The sequence below is a fragment of the Roseivirga sp. BDSF3-8 genome (assembly GCF_041449215.1).
Taxonomy (GTDB): Bacteria; Bacteroidota; Bacteroidia; order Cytophagales; family Cyclobacteriaceae; genus JBGNFV01.
This window is the reverse complement of record NZ_JBGNFV010000001.1, coordinates 2,547,383-2,567,034: the sequence shown is the minus strand read 5'-3', so window position 1 is coordinate 2,567,034 and position 19,652 is coordinate 2,547,383. Positions and strand designations below refer to the sequence as shown.

Genomic DNA, 19,652 nt, shown 5'->3' with positions numbered 1-19,652 from the left:
CCCTTAGTCATCGTATTTATATGAAGGGCTTCCCTGTGGGTAGCCCTTCATATTTTATATCCCTGCTTGTAGGTTACGGGTATTTTTCGGTATTTACTTATTATGAGGATACTCCGGATACTACTTGCCCCTATTCTGTTATCGGCATGGCTGCCTGCCTATGCCCAGATCGAGACTGATTCGGCTATGGCCACTGTGCCGGTGGCTGACACGATAAGCTCTCCAGAAGAATACTCAGACCTGGCCTATTGGGTCGGGGTACTCGCCAGTGATTCGCTGCGTGGCCGGGCTAATGGAACGGCTGACCTGGACAGTGCCGCTAGTTTCATCGCCACCTGGTACGACTCGCTTGGCCTGGCACCAGTGCCGGGTATGGACAGCTTTATGCAGGACTATACTGTGCGCAATACGGTTGAAGGACAGAATGTAGTGGGCTGGTTAGAGGGGTCTGATTCGATCTTAAAGGATGAATATATCATACTCAGTGCGCATTACGATCATGTAGGCATGGGTAAGGCCATAGGGGGCGACAGCCTGTACAATGGGGCTAATGATAACGCCAGCGGGGTGGCCACCATTATGGCTATAGCAAAGGAGATTCAGGAAAGGGAAATGAAGCCGGCTCGCAGTCTGCTATTCGTAGCGTTCGGGGCGGAAGAGATCGGGTTACTCGGCTCAAAATATTTCAGCGAACACTCACCTGTCCCTCTTGAAAACGTAGCACTGAACCTGAATTTTGAAATGACAGGGCACTCGCTCAAACTGGGCAAACGTAATGTATATATCACGGGGGCAAAATACAGTGAACTGAAGGAATATATGGAAGGTGAGTTTGAAGACGAAAACTGGACGCTAATCGAAAATCCTTTTCCTTATGCGAACCTGTTTTACCGCTCGGATAATGCCAACCTGGCCCAGATAAAGAGGGAAGGAGAAACTATTTATGGTATCCCGGCCCATACAGTATGTACCTGGGGTGGAGAAGACCATTACCATAAGCCCCACGATGAGGCGGCTTTCATTGATTATGAAAATATGCGCTCCCTGGCTATGGTCATGACTGATGTGGTACTTGGCCTGGCTAACAGGGAGGAGCGTATTAAATGGACAGACGATAAATTCCGCCCGCTTGCTAAGGAGGGTGCTGAGTAACTTAGCCTGTGTCCCTTACGCCTTAGTCCCTAGAAAATATAAAAGGCTATCCGCCAACTGACGGATAGCCTTTTTCAAACTAAACAGGGATAAACGTTTATTTCTTACTGATACGGCGAGTCACGCGGCTTTCTCCGTCACTGATCTCCAGGATATAACTACCCAGGGGAAGGTGGCCAAGTTCTACACGTTCTTCAAATTTACGGCTAGTACGCTGCGCCCTTTCGGCCCATACGGTCTTGCCTTGTGTATCGTAGATCTTCATTTCAAGCTCGTTGCCCAGTTGGTCAGTATCCACGCGAATGATCATCTCATTATGCACGGGGTTAGGGAAGGCGACGACCTCATCGGCCAACTCAAGTTCTTCGAGACCAGTTACATCATTGCCTCCAACGACAATTTCATTAGAAATAGCCGTCTCGTTCCGGGCATTTCTAATTACCACCCTATAGGTTCCAGGCTCTGTTGGGTTATATATATCAGAATTAGCTCCGGCTATATCTTCACCATTTCGCTGCCATTGATGGGCCAGCCCATTATTTTCATCGAAAGATACCGAACTGCCTAATTCAATCGCTTCATTCTCATCCTCGATATTAGAGGTCACAAAGGCATTAGCAAATAATGGTACATCTATCTGAGTATAATAAGTACCATTTCCATGGGTGCCTACCGCTACATAACCATCTATTGCCCTGGTAGCAATCATGTCTACCCATACGTTACCAACCACATCAGGGCTTTCAACACTCCATACGGTACTTGAAGCATCAAGGTTCTGCGTAGAGAACAGGCCAACGCTGGTACCGGCAAAGTAGATATTATCATCGCCATTAGGCAGAATAGCTACCCAGCCTACTGAAGGGCCATTTCCAGTTCCGTCACTATTTTCTTCGAGATTACCGGCAATGGTAACCCAGCTAGTACCTCCATTTTGCGAGTAATAAATGCTTTTCACACCATAGTTACTGAATACTACCATGATCTTATCAGCATCCCTGGGGTCAACTACCACACAGCTTACAAACCCATTGGTCGGGAAGCTGCTATCTGTAAGCTCCTCTACATTGTTAGGGTTATCCAGCACGTCCGGTGCTTTGAATACGCGGCCTCTGTTGGTCCCCCACACCAGTTGGTTTGCAGGTGTAATGGAAGCATCCATAGCGGTCACATAACCCATACCGCTTGTTACGGCATTGGCAATGGTTTTATATTCACTTTCGAATGGATTTGTCCTTACATCTTTAGTGTAGAATATTTTATTATTCCCGGCTACATAAAAGCGATTTTGATGAACAGGGTCTACAAGAAATGGATTAACGAATAAAAACTCTGATGGATCACTATATCCCGGAGGCAAAATAAATTCAGGGGCCTGATAAGTATTACCCACCAGAGGCCACCGTAGAATATACCCATACTGACTTGAAGAATAAAGTGCATTAAAGCTAAAAGCGGCATATGCGCCATCCCCCCCACTTACCTGAAACCAACTGGATGAAGGGTCTTCGGTGAAGGTCACATAACAACTATTATCTTGCATCCCACCCATTAAAGCAACATTTCCTAAATTATTCTTGTCTATTGCTATCGTATAGAACTGGCTGGTGAGGTACCCAGTACTTTTACTATCCCACTCGATTACACTACGGTCGATTACCTGATTATCTTCATCCCGGTAAACGGTGGTGTCTGCTTTGAGGTTATTACTCGTAAAGCTAAGTCCGCCATCATGCGCTGACAGCATCGCATTGGGATTATTAGGATAGAAAATAACCGCATGCTGATCCGGATGGTGGTTATATGCCGGAGAAAAACTTCCGCTCAAAGCTGATTCTAAAGAATACCCTCCAACATACTGAGTAAGCGAATCGCTTCTGAATCCGTCAGTAGAGCGGTACAGGTTGGTCCCTCCAAGAAATACCACATCCGGCTGAGTAGGATGTACCTCAAGCAGCATATTATATGACCCTTGAAGATTTAAAGAAATTGCCTCATTAGAATATTGAGGTAAATTATTAGAACGATTTGCATAGGTAGTATCAGCCATATCTAATACGAGAAGACTATTATTCTCGCCTGATATATTCGTGAAGAAATATACCTGGTCAGGATTGCTAGGGTTTATCTCTATTACTGTCCTGTCAAAAGAGACCTCATTGGCCAGCTCATCGGGCGTAATATCTGTCCAGTCGGTTCCGTTTACTGACACGAAGAAACCTGAGACAGGATCATCATCTGCTGTAAGCCTGCTGATGCTGGCAAACATGCGGCCATTCTCATCGATCTTTATGTCAGAATAGCGGCCAAGTGCATTTACCTGATCGCCACCCAGTACCCAATCATAGGTATTGAAGCCGTCCACCGTACGAATTATACCACCGAGTACGGCGGCATATACCTCATCGGTAGCAGCAGGCGTGGTAGGGTCAATAGCCAGGTGATTCACATACCTGAAGGGAGTATTGGAATCTGTATTATGGCCTACACTGGTGCTGTTTATTACGGTCCAGCTTTGCCCGCCATCATCTGAGCGATAGATACCGTCACCACGATAGATCGCACCACCTTTACTGGCTGAGTTAAAGAAGGTAGACTCACCTGTACCATAGTACCAGGTGCTTGTGTTGCCGGTACGGCTGTCCTGTACGAGGCAGTTTACACTGGGGAACTGGTCCTTGGTAGTGGTGCGGATCCATGTCTGGCCACCGTTGGTGCTACGCCACATACCTCCCGAAACACCACCGGCAATGATAGTATTTCCACTGGCATCGGCCACATCGATACCTACTGCACGGGTACGGCCTCCAATGTTGATAGGTCCCCGACCGGTCCATTCAGTTTCCTGAGTACGAGCCTCTTTGCCGTCTTTACTGAATTGCATCAGGCCATTGCTTACAGGCAGTCTGCGGGCAAACTCCTGCTCCTTTTGCTTGATATTTTCAGGAATTTGTCCGGTAAGGGGAGAACGGAGTCTTTCAAACCGGAAATTTGCACGCCCGGCAGGATCATCCTTAGTTCCAAAACTGTAACTTTGCTCTTCAAGCCTTTCTACAGCTCGCTCATCAATAGCATTGGGAGCGGATTCCACTACATAACCTGGCGTGTCAGGCAGGGTGGCAAAGAGGGTCACGCCTCCTGCTACAAGCCCAAGGCCTAATGAGATTGCTTTTGCAGTCCTTTTCATCAGTTATTCTATCGCTACTTTTCTTTCGTATTCAGATCAATGGTTTTCAGGTATTGGACAACGACAGGGCTGCCCTCCCCTTTTTCATCACCTACCGGTCGTACTTCCACGAGTACATACTGCCCGCTAGTCCATCCGGTTTTACCGGCACCTACCACTCTGAGGGCATCACCCTCCTGCAGATAGCCAAAGGCATAATTAGGCCCGTAGCCTTTCACTTCTCTTACCACTAACTGGTAAGAATCCTCGCTACTTTCTTCCACTTGGGCAGTAACTCTGCAGGCTCCCCTGGCAATTTGCCCTTCAGGAGCAGGGTCGGTTATCTTCTCTTCAGTACCTAATCCGGAAGGGGCCTCACCTGATTGATAGGTGGCGTTATCCTTTGCGGTAGACTGAGGGGTTTTACAACAACCGGTAATAATTGTAAGCCCGGCTAACAGGAAGAAAGCGAAGCTGAACGATGCATTCATGGCAGGTAAATAAGGTTGGCAAGATAATATAATTTCAGCGCCAAATCGGGAGGATTGTAAGGTTTTTTGAAGAAGAAAAAGAATAAAAATAAGAGTACGGTATCAATAACCGAAGATCATCCTTTATGACCGCAAGTCATTTCTTTCTTGCCGGGAGGGCCCGGTACGCTTTCCACTTCCAGCCCCGCCGCCTTCAGGGAGCGCCTGAACTTACCCTGCGCACAGTAGGTGGTTAGTACGCCTCCCGGGGCCATATGGTCGGCTACTTTTTGGATGAGGGCTTCGTCCCAAACTTCCTCTTGCTTATTGGGAGCAAAAGCATCAAAAAAGACTACGTGATAGCCTCCTTCGTCGTTAAAATCTTCCAGCCGTTGCTTAAGCTTCTGCAGGGTAAAACGGGGTGAGACAGTGGTCACTTCATTCCATCCGGCTCTGTGCATCTGTTGAAACAGTTCGGCCAGCCCTTCACTACCTCCCAGCAGGGCAGGGTAGTTAAGCTGGCTGTATATTTCTTCAGGTAAAGGGAATGGTTCGAGGGTAGTGAAATGTACGGGGATCTGCAGCTTTTCTGCCTGCTGCCTGGCCAAAAGGGCGTTTAGCCCGGTGCCAAAGCCTACTTCCAGCACCCTTATAGGCCGCTGTGTCACTCTGGAGGCCACCGGTAGTAAGCCATTCTTAATGAATACATGGCGCGACTCTGCCAGGGCACCATGAGAGGAGTGATAGGTCTCATTCATACCCGGCAGGTAGAGTGAATGGGACCCATCATCTGTGACGATCAGCTTGATAGTATCCATCAGCCCTGGTAGTCTCTTTCCATGTGGGGCTTTTCGGTCTCATATATCAGGGCTACGGCGTAAGCGGATATGCCCTCTTCTCTGCCTACAAAGCCAAGCTTTTCGGTGGTAGTCGCCTTTATAGAAAGGTCATTCTCCCGGATGGCCATCACCTCACACAGCACCTGCTTCATCTTGTCTATATGAGGATTAACTTTTGGCTGCTCCAGGCATACCGTAATATCGATATTCCCTACCTCATAGCCTTTTTCACGCAGAAGCAGCATTACCTCAGCCAGCAGCTTTTTGCTGTCGATTCCCTTGTATTTAGGGTCTTTATCAGAAAAGTGATAGCCAATGTCCCTCAGGTTAGCCGCACCCAGCAGGGCATCACATATCACATGGATGAGCACATCGGCATCAGAGTGGCCAAAGGGGCCATGGGTATGCTCGAGTTGTATGCCGCCCAGCCAAAAGGGGTGACCCTCCTTCATGGCATGTACATCGTATCCAAAGCCTATTCTAAAGGGGGTCATTACTTTGCGTGATAATAAAGTACCGAACTGTTTTCCGGGCGTAATATCTTCTTAGCCATGGTCTGCACGCCTTCCACAGTCTGCTCACGTATTTTGGCAGGCTCGGAGTTGATCAGGTCTTCGCGGCCTATGGTGGCGAAAAATGCGATATTCATGGCACGGCTCAGGAGCTCCCAGTCATTATAAATGATGGTACTTTCTGCCTGGTTCTTCACTTTTTGCAGCTCCTCCTCACCGGGACCATCTGCCTTTAGCTCATCAGCTATGGCATCCAGTGCAGCATCTGCTTCCTCATGGCTAACCCCTTCATTCATCTTACCGCTTATTACGAGTAAGCCAGGGTCTACCGAGCCGGTTACATAAGCCTGCAGGCTGTTGAACATCTGTTCTTTTTTCACCAGCCTTGAGTAAATGCGTGAGCTATCACCTCTGCCCAGCACATCGCTCGCAAGGTCGGCCGTGAAGTAATCGTCGCTGGTCCGGGGAGGCATATGATACACTTTATACAGTGCGTTAAGGGGCACCTCTCCACTGGTTTCTATTTTACGCTTTTCTGTCTGCTCAGGCTCGGCAGGCAGGTTACGTACATATTTTTCACCGGGAGGTATGGGGCCAAACCATTTTTCAGAGAGGGCTTTTACCTGGTCTACCGTGACATTTCCTGCCACCACCATAATGGCATTATTAGGGAGGTAATACTTATAGAAAAAGCGCTTCACATCATCCATGGTGGCTTCTTCTATGTGACTGATCTCCTTTCCTATGGTAGACCAGCGATAGGGGTGCTTCTCGTAGGCTACAGGCCTGAGCTTCATCCACACATCTCCATATGGGTTATTCAGGTAGCGCTGCTTGAACTCTTCTATCACTACTTTCTGCTGCACGTCCAGCACCCGGGGGTCGAATGACAGGCTCATCATGCGGTCACTCTCCAGCCAAAAGGCCGTCTCCAGATTAGCCGCCGGCAGGGTAATGTAGTAGTTGGTAATGTCGGGGCTAGTAAAGGCGTTATTCTCCCCTCCTACCTTCTGCAGAGGCTCGTCGTAGTTAGGGATGTTGCCGGAACCGCCAAACATCAGATGCTCGAAAAGGTGGGCAAAGCCGGTTTTATCCTCCTGCTCGTCGCGTGAGCCCACATTATATAGTATATTCACAGCTGCCTGGGGTGTGCTGTCATCAGGATGCACATAAACCTGCAGGCCATTGCTTAGGGTAAATTTCTCGTAATGGATCATCTTGCTCGCTCTGGTCAATTGTCACAAAAATAGAAATATAAGGGAGAATACGGTAAAAGAGAGGTGAATGATGTGCGTAGCAGGACAATCTGCCGAAAGAGTGAGGGAAACAAACAGATAATTAAACCAGAATTGATGTGGGATAAGAAAGGGGAGAAACCAATCCCCCCCTATCAGGAAGCTTATTAATGGATTAAGCAGCTTGTAAGAAGAGCGTTATGGCCATATAGTGGCGGCCGTAAGTTCAAGTCAATTTAGAGATATGAGAAGAGGTGACGGGTCCAATAAGCAATAAGATTGCCAGACTAAATTTCAGATCATAGTCCTTTTTCCTACTCATAGTCCTTATATTCTTTATAAGTAGATTAGTATGGTAAAAGAAAAAGGTGAAAAAAAGTAGATATAAAAGGCAGCAATAACGAAAGAAAAAATGGAAGACATCTGACCTTCCCTTTAAGTATTCTTAGTGAATCACACAGCTGGTGTTATACCAGGTTCTGCCAGCAGAACTTGCATCTCCACAGCTAGCGCTTCCACCCTTTATTTTATCATAATTGGTGTGTTCTACATTCGTAACAAAGCTACGGATCTGGAATGCGTCTAATCTACTTTAGATTTCATAGTTTCAGTTTTTTGTAAAAAATCAATGGACTATAATAGCGATAAAAGCCCAATAAACTGATATGTAAATTTAAAATATTTTGGGAGATCTAACTACCAGAGGGCAGATGACGAAGATCGACCCTGATGGCAACATAGAATACGTTCAGTCCGGTTTTTTTGAATTTGTGGTGGCAAACTCTGCCAATATTGACTCTATATTAAACATCAGACATAAATCTATCTCAGAAAGAGCTAAGCAATTTCGGACGAACCCTGATTAGGACATACACCACGAACTCTGGCCTCAACCATTTAGCAATCGATCTATCACATGTTTGTAGGTTTCTCCTACTGGCAGATACTCGTTAAGGATTTGAACCTTGTTACCGGATATGCTTTCTATATGAAGCTTACTGATCATGTATGACTTATGGATTCGGGCAAACCAGTCTGAAGGTAACTCACTTTCAAAATCAGATATTTTCTTTGGCGTAATCAGCATCTCATCCGATAGGTAAACTTTGCAGTAGTTTCCATAGGCCTGTATATATCGAATATCATCCAGGCTTACTTGCTTATGCTCCCGGTCGGTTTTTATAAACATGCGGTTTTCTCCCGGTTCATCGGTAGGTATTTTATCCTGAATAGTGTCTTCGCGGGCCCGGACACGGCCAATGGCCTTGATAAAGCGCTCAAAGGAAAAGGGTTTCAGCAGGTAATCCGTTACGGCAAATTCGTATCCCTCGAGGGCGTATTGCTCATATGCTGTCGTAATAATGATCTCAGGCACATCGCGCAAGGATTTCAAAAAAGTAAAGCCTGACATCCTGGGCATTTTTATATCGAGAAATATCAGGTCTATAGTATTTTGCCTGAGCATAGAGATGGCCTCTACCGGATTATAGCAATTTCCTGCCTTGCTCAGGTGCGGAACCTCGCTGGCATACTTTTCAATAATCCGGTGGGCGATGGGTTCGTCGTCTACTATCACATATCTGATCATCCCTGGTGAATTTCAAGACTTACCTTAAATATGCCGTTTTTCTCGTTGATAAGTAAGGTATGGGCTTCGGGGTAAAGTATGTTCAATCTTTCTTTCAGGTTATGCAGCCCCATTCCTTCACTTTTTTCTTCAGAGGGCAAGAAGTTGTTTTCTACATCAAATCTGACCGACTTACCTACAGCATGAAGGCTTACCTTTATGTAGGCCCCCTCTGTCAGTTTCTCTACGCCGTGCTTAAAGGCATTTTCTACCGGGCTGATAAATAGTAGCGGAGCAATCATACTACCGGGATTCCCGATGTGTTCCGATATGTCTACCTTCACTCCAGGTTGATGCCTGAGCCGGTGAATGTCAATGTATTGCTTTACGTAATCCATTTCCTCCCTTACGGTCACCTGCTCCTGCTCGCCTTTGTAAATGGTATACCGCATCATATCGGCCAGCTTCAGTATGGCGGGGCCGGTCTCTTCCGACTGCTCTATGGCCAGGCCATACAGGTTATTAAGCGTATTAAAAAAGAAGTGGGGGTCGATCCTGTTTTTCAACAGGGCCAATTGCGTCTTATAGTGGTCGTTTTTCAATTGGCGGTATTGCTTCCATTTTTCAAACAGAAAGCTGAATACGACATACGACAGGGTAAGGACAAAAATAGTAAGGCCGATATTAAACCTGAGCTCCGATGCCGCACTCCTCTCCATTTCTATCTGCTGCTTGTACACTACCATCACCAGAACAGAGCCGGATAGCAAGAGGGCGATTACCAGGGGCTTATATAATTTGCTTAGAGGCTTCCTCATAGCTTAAAGCTACAAATTACCCTCTATCTGGTGATGAATAATGACCAACCGGCCATATTTCATGACAAACCAGCCCCGCTCAGGGCTTAACCTGCCTCAAATGCCAAATTGTCCAATTGGTCATTGTATCACGAGGGCACATCATCATTCTCTTCACAAAAACAAAACAGGTAGTACGTTCAGGCATCTTTAACGCAAACCTGGATGTATTATGCACAGCACAACACTACTGACCATTCTTTTCCTATCGGCTAATCTGGCCTTTGCTAAGGCGCAGCCAGCCTTTACCACACTGACAGATGACCTTGAACAAAAGGTCCCCTCATGGATGGAATCCACTAAGGTACCGGGTGTGGCCCTGGCTATTTTTGACAAAGGCGAGGTGGTCTATCAAAAAGGCTTTGGATTTGCTGATGCAGGCCGGAAAAAACCTGTCACGCCAAAGTCTGGGTTTAATATCGGCTCTATTTCCAAGATGTTTACGGCCTGGGGCGTTATGAACCTGGTGGAAGAAGGCCGCATAAAGCTGGATGACCCTGTTGAAAAATACCTGAGCAGATGGACCTTTCCTCCTTCTGATTACAATACTGAAAAAGTAACCGTAGGTGCCCTGTTGAGTCATACAGCAGGGTTATCTGTTCATGGATACCCTGGCTTTCAGCCGGACGAAACCTTACCCAGCCTGGAGGCCTCTCTAAGTGGTATCAACGGCTCAGAACGCCCGGACGAGCCGGTTGAGATCATTATTGAGCCTGGCACGGAATTCAAGTACTCCGGGGGCGGGTACACGGTATTGCAGCTAATGATCGAAGAGGTAACGGGCCGGCCATTTGCTGAGTATATGGAGCAGACTCTTTTTGAGCCCTTAAAAATGGGGCATACCAGCTTTACCATCGATGAAAAGATGCTGAGGCATTCGGCCTTGCCTTATGACGAGCAGGGAGAGGAAATACCGCTCGAACGGTTTACCGCCCAGGCGGCCGCCGGGCTGCATACCACCCTGGCCGACATGATCACATTTGCTAAAGCCTCCTTCGGGGACAACCCTATTCTCAGCAATGAAACGATTACCATGATGCAAACACCGGTAGAAGCGACCGACGGTCGGTACGGGCTGGGCTACATGAAGTATAAGATGGGGCCGGTGGCCATGACGGGACATGCCGGATCTAATGACGGCTGGCAGGCAGGATTTATGTTTAATGCCGATGAACATAGCGGCGTCATCATTCTTACCAACGGGTCTAACGGTAAACAGCTAGCTATTCAGGTTCTGAAACAGTGGATCGGTTGGAAAATGAACTAATAAGCCACAGAGCTACCACCGGAAGGGGGAGTGGGCCGCAAGGCGCTTCCCTTAGGCCGGGCTTACCTGCGCTCACTGTACAGGATGATTCCCGCGAACAGGGAGGTGATACCTAAAAAAACAAATGCCATAACCTCAAGATTACCGGAGGATGCAGGCACAATGGATGGGTATTGAGCCTCTAATGCTGAAAGCTTTTGCAATCCCTTGAATAGGAAATCTTCCGGATTCAGAGGAAACATGTCACAACCTGAGGTGATTCTTTGGAAATCGGGAGAGGAGTGAACAAAAACCAGGAGTTCAGCACCCGCTTCAGGCAAACTTCCGGTACAGGCAAAGTCCAGGGTAAGAAGGACCTGATCATTTGAGGCATCTCCCTTATATAATTTCTCTACGTCAAACATGACCTGTTCATCTTTTCCACTAAAATAAGCTTCAGGGGATGGGGTGCGGATAATCTTCCCCACAAAGATCAGTTCAGTATACTTATCATTCATTCGCCGATCGACTGGAAAATTGACGCATTGGCAGGCTTCTGATATGGAGGGAAGACAGCATAGCAGGATCAGTAATAGTGTACGCATATAGTTAATTTACCCATTTGTTTATTAAAAAGGATTAGCCTGTAGAAATTATCCTAAAACTTTACCTGAGCGCTGAGCACGGGGATAATCTGGCCTCTTCGTGTGAATTCGGCCCTTTGGGTAAGAGGGGAGTAATTCACCTCCCTCACATTTTGCCGGTTGGTGAGGTTTTGGACATCGAGACGGATCTGCCAGGTGTTTTTAGGGTTATTTACGGTGTAGCCAATCTGAAAGTCAGCCCGGAAGTAATCGGGTAATCTCTCTTCATAGGCTCTGTCAAAGTCCAGGACCTCGAATCCTCTTTCAGCAGACTCATTTTCCAGAATAGGTATAAATCGCTGGCCACCTGCCAGTATGCCCCTGAGGTTAACATTCAATACCTTATCAGAGGAGAGATTAAAGTCTTTACCACCCAAGAGGTTGATAATGTAATTTCCGTCAAATTTGGTGTTGCGCTCCACCCCGTCGCCTCCCGTGTAGCGGGATTTGTACAGGGAGACGTTGGTATTAAAATAATAGTCATTAGCAAGGGTACGCGCCAGGGTGACTTCCACTCCGTAGTTTTCTCCTGTGCCTTCGTTCACCAGGGGCACAGCGGCAGCGCTCTCGCGCAAATTGATGATGCTGTAGTAGGTGTTATTCAGCACGGGAATGTCGTACAGGTCCTGATAGTAGGCCTCTACTTTAAAGCGCAGATGATCGTTAAGGTAATTGTCATAGCCAATCACATAATGTATGGCCTTAGAGATTTCCAGGTTTTCGTTTACAAACTCATTACTCCCCACAACGGTTTCAGGCCCTGAGAGGTAGGTAGAAAGGCTCTCCCTGCGGCTGTGGAGGCCTACACCCGCACTGATAAACTGGCGAGTGGTAAGCTGATAGTTTATACCAGCCCTGGGTTCCAGAGTGGCCTTATCATTGAGCCTGAAATACATGGAATGCAGCCCCGAGTTGAGCACCAGTTTATCGCTGATCCTGTACTTCCAGGCGATGTAGCTCTGCAATACGCCCGTACTGCCATCACTGTTAACCTCATCTTCAAGCTGCTCATTCTGAAAATTGTATACCTGTGAAAGCAGGTCATATTGCAGGTGACTGTATATCACGCCGGTACGCACCAGGTGCCGGGCATTGAATTTATGATTGAGAAGGACGGATATCCTTTGGGCATAGTTAGTGAAGTCCTCATTGTTTACCCTTCTGAAATCCAGGTTGGAATTTACAATAGCGTCCCGCTCAAAGGTGATTCGCTGGGCGGAAAAGGTGGCTACTGTCTCAAGATAGGTTTTGGCACTAAAGGGATAATTATGGCGTAAGCCCACGACGCCCAGGTCAGAGTTGAATTCTTCTTCCTGGGCCCGCACTTCCCGGCCGGAAATTAGGAGTTCATCGAACTCCTCATCCTTACTAAGTCCGCCAAAACCGAATATACTGAACTCTCCTGCCGCGGCGGTGGGTAGTACGATATTAAAAGCCAGGTCCTGAAAGACGGGCAGGGCATTATCTACCAGTTCAATCCCCACCTCGTTTAGCAGGGCAAGGGTACTGTAACGATAATTAACAAGGTATGAGGCCTCCCCTCCCTTTTTAAAAGGTCCCTCGGCAGAAGCATCCAGCCCCAGCACACCGGCACGCAGGGCATATTCTCTCTGTTGATTGTTTCCCTGCCTTAGCCTGATATCAAACACACCTGAAATAGCATTGCCATATTCTGCAGGAAAGGCACTGGTGAAGAAGTCTGAGGTGGCCAGCATATTGCTGCTAAGCATACTGATAGACCCGCTGGAAGCTCCCTCATCAGTAAAGTGATTCGGGCTGGGAACTTCTATGCCCTCTACTCTCCATAGCAGGTTACGGGGCGAGTTACCCCGGATGATGATCTCATTATCCACATCATCGGACCCACCCCCGCCTACTACTCCTGCAAAAGTGGTCACCATCCGGGCGGGATCATCAAAGGTACCGGCATACTTACCTGATTCTTCCATGGAAAAGGAGAGGCTACTGATTACGGCAAATTCGTTAATGGGAGACCGGCTGCTATTATTATCACCTTCTACAACTACCTCATCCAGTACGGTAAGGGACTCGGTGACTCTGACCTGCAGCACCACCTCTTTGCCGGTAGTGACTTTCACATTGGGCAAAACCAGCGATTCATATCCCACATAGGTGACAAGCAGATCATACGTACCGATAGGCACATTTTCTATGCGAAAGTTGCCGGCTTCATTTGTTACAGCCCCTACCAGGGGATCGGAACCCCGGATGATTACGTTCACGCCTTCAATGGGTGCATTAGAGTCGGCATCTCTTACCTCTCCCCTGATAGTCTGTACAAGCTGCTGCCCGACTACTGAAGAGGCGCATAACATCCAGAAAAATACAAGAAGCAGCGGTTTAGTAATTCTCCTCATACGACAGTTGAACAGGCTGGTTATATGGATCCTGTTCGATGGTTATCTAAGTTTAATTCCAATTTGCGGAAAAAACAATCGAATTAAGCAAGCAATAACCTGATAATAAATAAGTTGCCAGGGCAGGGAAGAGAAGGGCAAGGGGTGGGAGGAAGATGGGTATTGTACTGATGATGGCCTCCAGGGTTATTGATCCATTTGGTGATACACGGACAACCAGAGTCCTAAGGGGCTTAAAGGTGCGTCGTTTTAAACCCGAGACATGAGCTCAATACCCCATAAAACAAAAAAGCACCCTGGCGGGTGCTTTAGAGTATATATGAAGTCTAAGACTTAGTGTACGTGGAAGCAGATGTCTGGTCCTACAGAACAAACACCCGCTGGGCTCCAGGTAGCTCCACCTTTTACCTTTAACTGATCTTTGCTTGCAACAGGTACCGCAGTAACAAATGAAGCAACTTCCAGAGGCTTAAGACTTGATTTCTTTTTCATAATCATTGATAAATTTGGATAAACAATCTCCGAATATATTTAAATCAATTAAAATTTACCATAAAAAAGAAATAAATTTTACTTTTCACCAATCAGACAAAATATCATAACATAACATTTTATCCGGTTAAGTTTTATTAAAAGCCTAAAAAGTACCAGATGGCAAGGGTTATCAGTGTATATCTAGATTAATCTTTAAAGAAATATGGATAGCTAGACTTGTCTTATACTATAGCTAGGAGAAACTGGCGACTAAATACCTGACTTATTAAGTGCAAATACCCTTGCTTTTATAAAAAAAATGTCTATATCTTTGTTAATCAATGGCTAAGCAAAGCACACATATCATTTCCCCGCTTACTGCAGGTTTCTCTCCTGCGGCGGTGTCTGCTATGCCATTTGCCCGGACCCGGCGGCCCTAAGGGGTCCTTATCTTTATGCGGGGGCTACGTACCTCTGCTCTTCTCCATATACTTTCAATTATTTTTTTACACCTTTTCTATTGCTCTACTGGCTTTAAAAAAGGATTTCCGGGCTACAGATGATTTACCTCTATTATTCTCTTTTCGCTTATCAACCATGCCCGCCGGCGTCGTGCCGGAACAGTCTCCCTATGCTTTCTCCGCGACGGCGGCGCTCCTAATTTCCCTCCCTGCAATAGTAGGGAGAGACCGATTAGCGAACGCAAAGGCGTCTTTCTAATCAGGGGTGGTACATGCAGGCCGTCACTTATCGTGCATTACTGATAATGGCTTCCTGTATACACCCTAAAGTTACCACCAGGCTTAATCAAGCCTGAAACAACGTATTTCCAATTTTTCCTATTGATCCGATGAAGATATCCATTGTGGATGCCGGTACTGAACACCTTGGCTATGCCGAGCAGATCTGTGAAGAATATGCTCTTGCCGCAGCGGCACGCGGCACGGGCATTGCCCGCAGACAACCGGAATATGTCCGTAAAAAGATCGCCGAAGGCAAGGCCGTAATAGCCCTGGAGGGTAGTAAGCTGGCTGGCTTCTGCTACATAGAGACCTGGAGCCATGCAAAGTTCATAGCTAACTCAGGCCTGATCGTGCTCCCGGAATACCGTATGCACGGGCTGGCGAAGAAGATCAAGCAGGCTGTCTTCAAACTGTCACGCAAGAAGTATCCCGAAGCAAAGATCTTCGGCATCACCACGAGCCTGGCCGTGATGAAGATCAACAGCCACCTGGGCTACAAGCCGGTGACCTTCAGCGAACTATCCCAGGACGAAGAGTTCTGGAAGGGCTGTCAGAGCTGTAAGAACTTCGATATCCTTCAGCGAAACGAGTGCAAAATGTGCCTGTGTACGGGCATGCTGTATGACCCGCTGAAGGAAAGCAAAATGGCCTGGCTTAAGGACAATATGAAAAAGCTCACCAAGCCTAAACAGGAAATACTCGATACGAACCCCGGCCAGGGTCCTCTGCTGGAGGATAACAAGGAAAAGATCAGCAGGATCAGGTCATTTTTCAAAACTAAAAAAGCCTCTCACATATGAACGATAAAGTAGTGCTTGCCTTTAGCGGCGGGCTGGACACCTCCTATTGCGTAACGTATCTTAAAGACGAAAAAGGCCTGGAAGTACACGCGGCTACAGTGAATACCGGCGGCTTTAGTACGGAAGAGCTGGAAGAGATCGAGCAAAAGGCCTTTGAGCTTGGGGCAGTCTCTTATGTTACGCTGGAAGAAACAGAGACCTTTTACGCACAATGTGTAAAGTACCTTATCTTCGGCAACGTACTGCGTAATGGCACCTACCCCCTGTCTGTCAGTGCCGAACGCGTATTTCAGGCCATTGCCATAGCCAATTACGCCAAACAGACCGGCGCGGCCTACATCGCCCATGGCAGTACCGGCGCGGGTAATGACCAGGTACGTTTCGATCTCGTCTTTCACATCCTCTGCCCGGACATTCAAGTCATTACCCCCATCCGCGACCAGTCCCTAAGTCGCCAGCAGGAGATAGACTACCTCAGCAGCAAGGGGGTAGTCCGCGACTGGACGAAGGCAGCCTACTCCATCAACCAGGGGCTGTGGGGCACCAGCGTGGGCGGCAAGGAGACGCTGACCAGCCATGAGGCCCTGCCCGATGAGGCATTTCCCAGCCAACTGAAAAAGGAAGACCCCTCTGAGGTGACCCTCCACTTTGACAAAGGTGAACTGGTAGGCGTAAATGGCCACTACCAGGAGCCTGTACGCTGCATCCAATACCTGGAGGAGCTTGCTGCTCCCTACGCAATCGGCCGCGACTATCACGTGGGCGATACCATAATCGGTATTAAGGGACGAATCGGCTTTGAGGCGGCTGCCTCCTATGTGATCATCAAGGCCCACCACCAACTGGAGAAGCATACGCTCACCAAGTGGCAACTGTACTGGAAGGAGCAACTGGCTAACTGGTACGGTATGATGGTGCACGAAGGCACCTTCCTGGATCCGGTGATGCGTAACACAGAGAAGTTCCTGGACGATACGCAGCAGAACGTGACCGGCACCGTGCGGGTGGCTCTGATGCCCTTCCGCTTTCAGGTACTGGGAATAGAATCGGAAAATGACCTGATGAGCAGCCAGTTTGGCAAATACGGCGAGGAAAATACGGGCTGGACAGGCGAGGACGTGAAGGGCTTTACCAAAGTGATGGCTAACTCGCTGAAAATATACCATGCCGTACACCAAACCCCGCTGGAAGCATGATCAGGGCAGGCATTATAGGAGGAACCGGCTACACGGCGGGGGAGCTGATATGGTTACTGCTGCAGCACCCGGCCGTTAAGCTGCAGTTTGTGTATAGCAACAGCCAGAGCGGCAAGCCTGTGGCTTCGGTACATCCGGAGTTTCTGGGGCTTACGGATATGATCTTTATCAATGAAGTGGAAGAGGTGGATATCCTGTTCTTATGCCTGCCCCACGGCAAGGCAAAGGAGTTCCTGAAGGCCAATGCGCTTCCTGACAATACGTTCGTTGTAGACCTGAGCCAGGACTACCGCCTCGGCGATACCCTGGAGGGTAGGAAGTTCGTCTACGGCCTGCCGGAACTGAACAGGGAAGCCATCCGCAAAAGCAAATATGTGGCAAACCCGGGCTGCTTTGCTACGGGCATCCAACTGGCACTGCTTCCTTTGGCAAAGGAGGGGCTGCTAAAAGAGGAAGAGGTACACATACACGCCATTACCGGGGCTACCGGCGCAGGGGCGGGGCTCTCTGCCACCACGCACTTTAGCTGGCGTACCAATAACCTCTCCGTCTACAAGGCTTTTAGTCATCAGCACCTCGCCGAGATCGGCCAGAGCATGAAGCAACTGGATCCGGATACTGAGCCGCAGATCAACTTTATCCCCATGCGGGGAGATTTTGCCCGCGGCATATTTGCCAGCGCCTACCTCAACTGTGGCCTGAACCAGGAGCAGGCCAGGGCCTTGTACAAAGCTTTCTATGCGGAGACGCCCTTTACGCTGGTGTCGGATACGGATGTGAACCTGAAAGCAGTAGTGAACACCAACCGCTGCTACCTGCAGGTACAGAAGCACGGAAACAAACTGCTCGTGATCAGCGCCATAGATAATTTACTAAAAGGCGCCTCCGGCCAGGCTGTGCAAAACATGAACCTTATGTTCGGCCTGGAAGAAACCGACGGGCTCATGATGAAACCGGTGAAGTATTGAGAACATAGCTAAAGAATGCCCTCCCCTGATGAGAAAACGCTGGTACGTTTTCTCATCTTAAATACCGCGGGGTTGATCTCGCCCGGAATGGGCCGTGGTTGCCACCTACGCGAAATTGATACCGGGTCGCGTTCGACTTCGCATGCACTAAGGTTGATTTATGCCCCCAGGCATCGAACAGCCAGGATTAGCTGCTCAGCTATTAGCCCCTTGGGGGAGTGCGGTCTGCAAGACTGTTCAGTTAAAAACTAAACTTAAATAATAGGTCCAATCCACTCTGGACGAGATACACTTCGCTAATCTCGAACCAGTTGAAGTATTAGCCATACAAAAAATTCCCCATCCGCTAGTCAGCGGACGGGGTCAGGCAGTACACATACAACCAGCACATAGCAAATGAAACAAAACCAAGCGACTATGAACCATGAGAAGATCGCCATACTGGGCGGCGGTAATTTAGGCACCGCCATCGCTGAAGGACTGGTAAGCAATGGAAAATACAGGGCGGAGGATATTACGATCACTCGTCGTAACACCCACAGCATCGCGTACCTGTCCGAAAAGGGCATACAGGTTACTGAGGACAACATAAAAGCCGTGCAGGATAGCCGCTACATCATGCTCTGCGTACAGCCTGCCCAGCTTCCCGCTCTGCTGGATGAGATTAAGCCCTACCTGCAGCCCGGGAGCCACGTGCTCATCAGCGTCATCACCAGTGTGAGTATTACGCAGATCGCCGAAGGTGTCGGAAAGGACTTTGCCATTATCCGCAGCATGCCCAATACGGCCATTGCCATTCATGAGTCCATGACCTGCCTGGCTTTCAATGAAAAAGCCGCTGAGGTCAAGGCAGAGGTACAGGACATGTTCGACTGCCTGGGCAGTACACTTGTGATAGAGGAAGAACTGATGGCGGCTGCCACTGTGCTCTGCGCCAGCGGCATTGCCTTTTACATGCGATTCATCAGGGCCGCCACCCAGGGAGGCATTCAGCTAGGTTTCGATGCGGCAGATGCCCTAAAGATCGCCGTGCAGGTAAGTAAAGGCACCAGCGGATTACTGGCCGCAAACGGTAGCCATCCCGAACAGGAGATCGACCGCGTCACCACTCCTAAAGGCTGCACCATTGCCGGCCTCAACGAGATGGAGCACCACGGGTTCAGTTCCGCCCTCATCCGCGGCCTCGTCACCAGCCACCAGCGGATAAAAGGGATGAAAGATGATTAAAGGAATTCTTCTACGAAAGGGGATAGCCGTCAAATAAGGGAGATAACATACTGTAAATCAATGTATAAAAGTTAATACCCTTTTGGGAGGGGCAGGCGCAGAAATTTTTTTGGATTGGAAAAGGTTCATGCCGGGGTGGGTCTAAAGCTGGAGTAAAAATCCACTATTTCAGCTTACA

Annotated in this window: 17 protein-coding genes; 7 read left to right on the top strand and 10 right to left on the bottom strand. The window is 48.2% G+C overall.

Annotated features, from left to right (window positions below; translation table 11 throughout):
• Positions 1-102: 102 nt before the first annotated feature.
• Entirely contained in the window at positions 103-1,152 is a 1,050-nt protein-coding gene (locus AB9P05_RS10655) for a M20/M25/M40 family metallo-hydrolase (protein WP_371908812.1), read from the top strand.
• A 97-nt stretch (positions 1,153-1,249) separates the two neighbouring features.
• Here the strand turns inward: AB9P05_RS10655 and AB9P05_RS10650 are convergent, their stop codons facing one another.
• The 5 genes from AB9P05_RS10650 to AB9P05_RS10630 form a co-directional block, all read right to left on the bottom strand.
• Entirely contained in the window at positions 1,250-4,339 is a 3,090-nt protein-coding gene (locus tag AB9P05_RS10650) for a T9SS type A sorting domain-containing protein (RefSeq protein WP_371908811.1), read from the bottom strand.
• A 14-nt stretch (positions 4,340-4,353) separates the two neighbouring features.
• Positions 4,354-4,809: a hypothetical protein gene (locus AB9P05_RS10645; RefSeq protein ID WP_371908810.1), complete on the bottom strand. Its 456-nt coding sequence runs from the start codon at positions 4,807-4,809 to the stop codon at positions 4,354-4,356.
• A gap of 116 nt (positions 4,810-4,925) precedes the next feature.
• On the bottom strand, positions 4,926-5,606 hold the full coding sequence (gene mnmD, locus AB9P05_RS10640; RefSeq protein ID WP_371908809.1) for a tRNA (5-methylaminomethyl-2-thiouridine)(34)-methyltransferase MnmD: 681 nt from the start codon (positions 5,604-5,606) through the stop codon (positions 4,926-4,928).
• Entirely contained in the window at positions 5,606-6,121 is a 516-nt protein-coding gene (ispF, locus tag AB9P05_RS10635; protein WP_371908808.1) for a 2-C-methyl-D-erythritol 2,4-cyclodiphosphate synthase, read from the bottom strand. The genes mnmD and ispF overlap by 1 nt, the downstream gene beginning before the upstream one ends.
• Entirely contained in the window at positions 6,121-7,356 is a 1,236-nt protein-coding gene (locus AB9P05_RS10630; protein ID WP_371908807.1) for a M16 family metallopeptidase, read from the bottom strand. Before AB9P05_RS10630 ends, ispF begins: the two co-directional genes overlap by 1 nt.
• Positions 7,357-8,084: 728 nt before the next feature.
• Between AB9P05_RS10630 and AB9P05_RS10625 the strand changes: the two genes are divergently transcribed.
• Positions 8,085-8,240, top strand: a complete 156-nt coding sequence (locus AB9P05_RS10625) for a hypothetical protein (RefSeq protein ID WP_371908806.1) — start codon at positions 8,085-8,087, stop codon at positions 8,238-8,240.
• A 23-nt stretch (positions 8,241-8,263) separates the two neighbouring features.
• On the opposite strand, the gene AB9P05_RS10620 is transcribed toward AB9P05_RS10625, so the two are convergent.
• A complete protein-coding gene (locus AB9P05_RS10620) occupies positions 8,264-8,962 on the bottom strand; it encodes a LytR/AlgR family response regulator transcription factor (protein WP_371908805.1) in 699 nt (232 codons plus the stop codon).
• On the bottom strand, positions 8,959-9,759 hold the full coding sequence (locus AB9P05_RS10615; protein WP_371908804.1) for a sensor histidine kinase: 801 nt from the start codon (positions 9,757-9,759) through the stop codon (positions 8,959-8,961). Before AB9P05_RS10615 ends, AB9P05_RS10620 begins: the two co-directional genes overlap by 4 nt.
• Positions 9,760-9,970: 211 nt before the next feature.
• On the opposite strand from AB9P05_RS10615, the gene AB9P05_RS10610 reads away from it, so the two are divergent.
• Positions 9,971-11,065: a serine hydrolase domain-containing protein gene (locus AB9P05_RS10610; RefSeq protein ID WP_371908803.1), complete on the top strand. Its 1,095-nt coding sequence runs from the start codon at positions 9,971-9,973 to the stop codon at positions 11,063-11,065.
• A 62-nt stretch (positions 11,066-11,127) separates the two neighbouring features.
• Here AB9P05_RS10610 and AB9P05_RS10605 read toward each other — a convergent pair whose 3' ends face one another.
• The 3 genes from AB9P05_RS10605 to AB9P05_RS10595 all read right to left on the bottom strand — a co-directional run bounded on the left by AB9P05_RS10605 (position 11,128) and on the right by AB9P05_RS10595 (position 14,558).
• On the bottom strand, positions 11,128-11,649 hold the full coding sequence (locus AB9P05_RS10605; RefSeq protein WP_371908802.1) for a hypothetical protein: 522 nt from the start codon (positions 11,647-11,649) through the stop codon (positions 11,128-11,130).
• Positions 11,650-11,702: 53 nt separating this feature from the next.
• Positions 11,703-14,066 carry a carboxypeptidase regulatory-like domain-containing protein gene (locus AB9P05_RS10600; protein WP_371908801.1) on the bottom strand — a complete coding sequence of 788 codons (2,364 nt, stop codon included), beginning with the start codon at positions 14,064-14,066 and terminating at the stop codon, positions 11,703-11,705.
• A gap of 333 nt (positions 14,067-14,399) precedes the next feature.
• Positions 14,400-14,558 (bottom strand): hypothetical protein, encoded by a 159-nt coding sequence (locus AB9P05_RS10595; protein ID WP_371908800.1) that lies wholly within the window; start codon positions 14,556-14,558, stop codon positions 14,400-14,402.
• A gap of 832 nt (positions 14,559-15,390) precedes the next feature.
• On the opposite strand from AB9P05_RS10595, the gene AB9P05_RS10590 reads away from it, so the two are divergent.
• From AB9P05_RS10590 to proC, 4 genes are all read left to right on the top strand, one after another.
• Entirely contained in the window at positions 15,391-16,083 is a 693-nt protein-coding gene (locus AB9P05_RS10590) for a GNAT family N-acetyltransferase (RefSeq protein ID WP_371908799.1), read from the top strand.
• Positions 16,080-17,279: an argininosuccinate synthase gene (locus tag AB9P05_RS10585; protein WP_371908798.1), complete on the top strand. Its 1,200-nt coding sequence runs from the start codon at positions 16,080-16,082 to the stop codon at positions 17,277-17,279. The genes AB9P05_RS10590 and AB9P05_RS10585 overlap by 4 nt, the downstream gene beginning before the upstream one ends.
• Complete coding sequence (gene argC, locus AB9P05_RS10580) at positions 17,276-18,247, top strand: N-acetyl-gamma-glutamyl-phosphate reductase (RefSeq protein WP_371908797.1); 972 nt, start codon at positions 17,276-17,278, stop codon at positions 18,245-18,247. Before AB9P05_RS10585 ends, argC begins: the two co-directional genes overlap by 4 nt.
• 396 nt (positions 18,248-18,643) lie before the next feature.
• On the top strand, positions 18,644-19,474 hold the full coding sequence (proC, locus tag AB9P05_RS10575; protein ID WP_371908796.1) for a pyrroline-5-carboxylate reductase: 831 nt from the start codon (positions 18,644-18,646) through the stop codon (positions 19,472-19,474).
• The last annotated feature ends 178 nt before the right edge of the window (positions 19,475-19,652 follow it).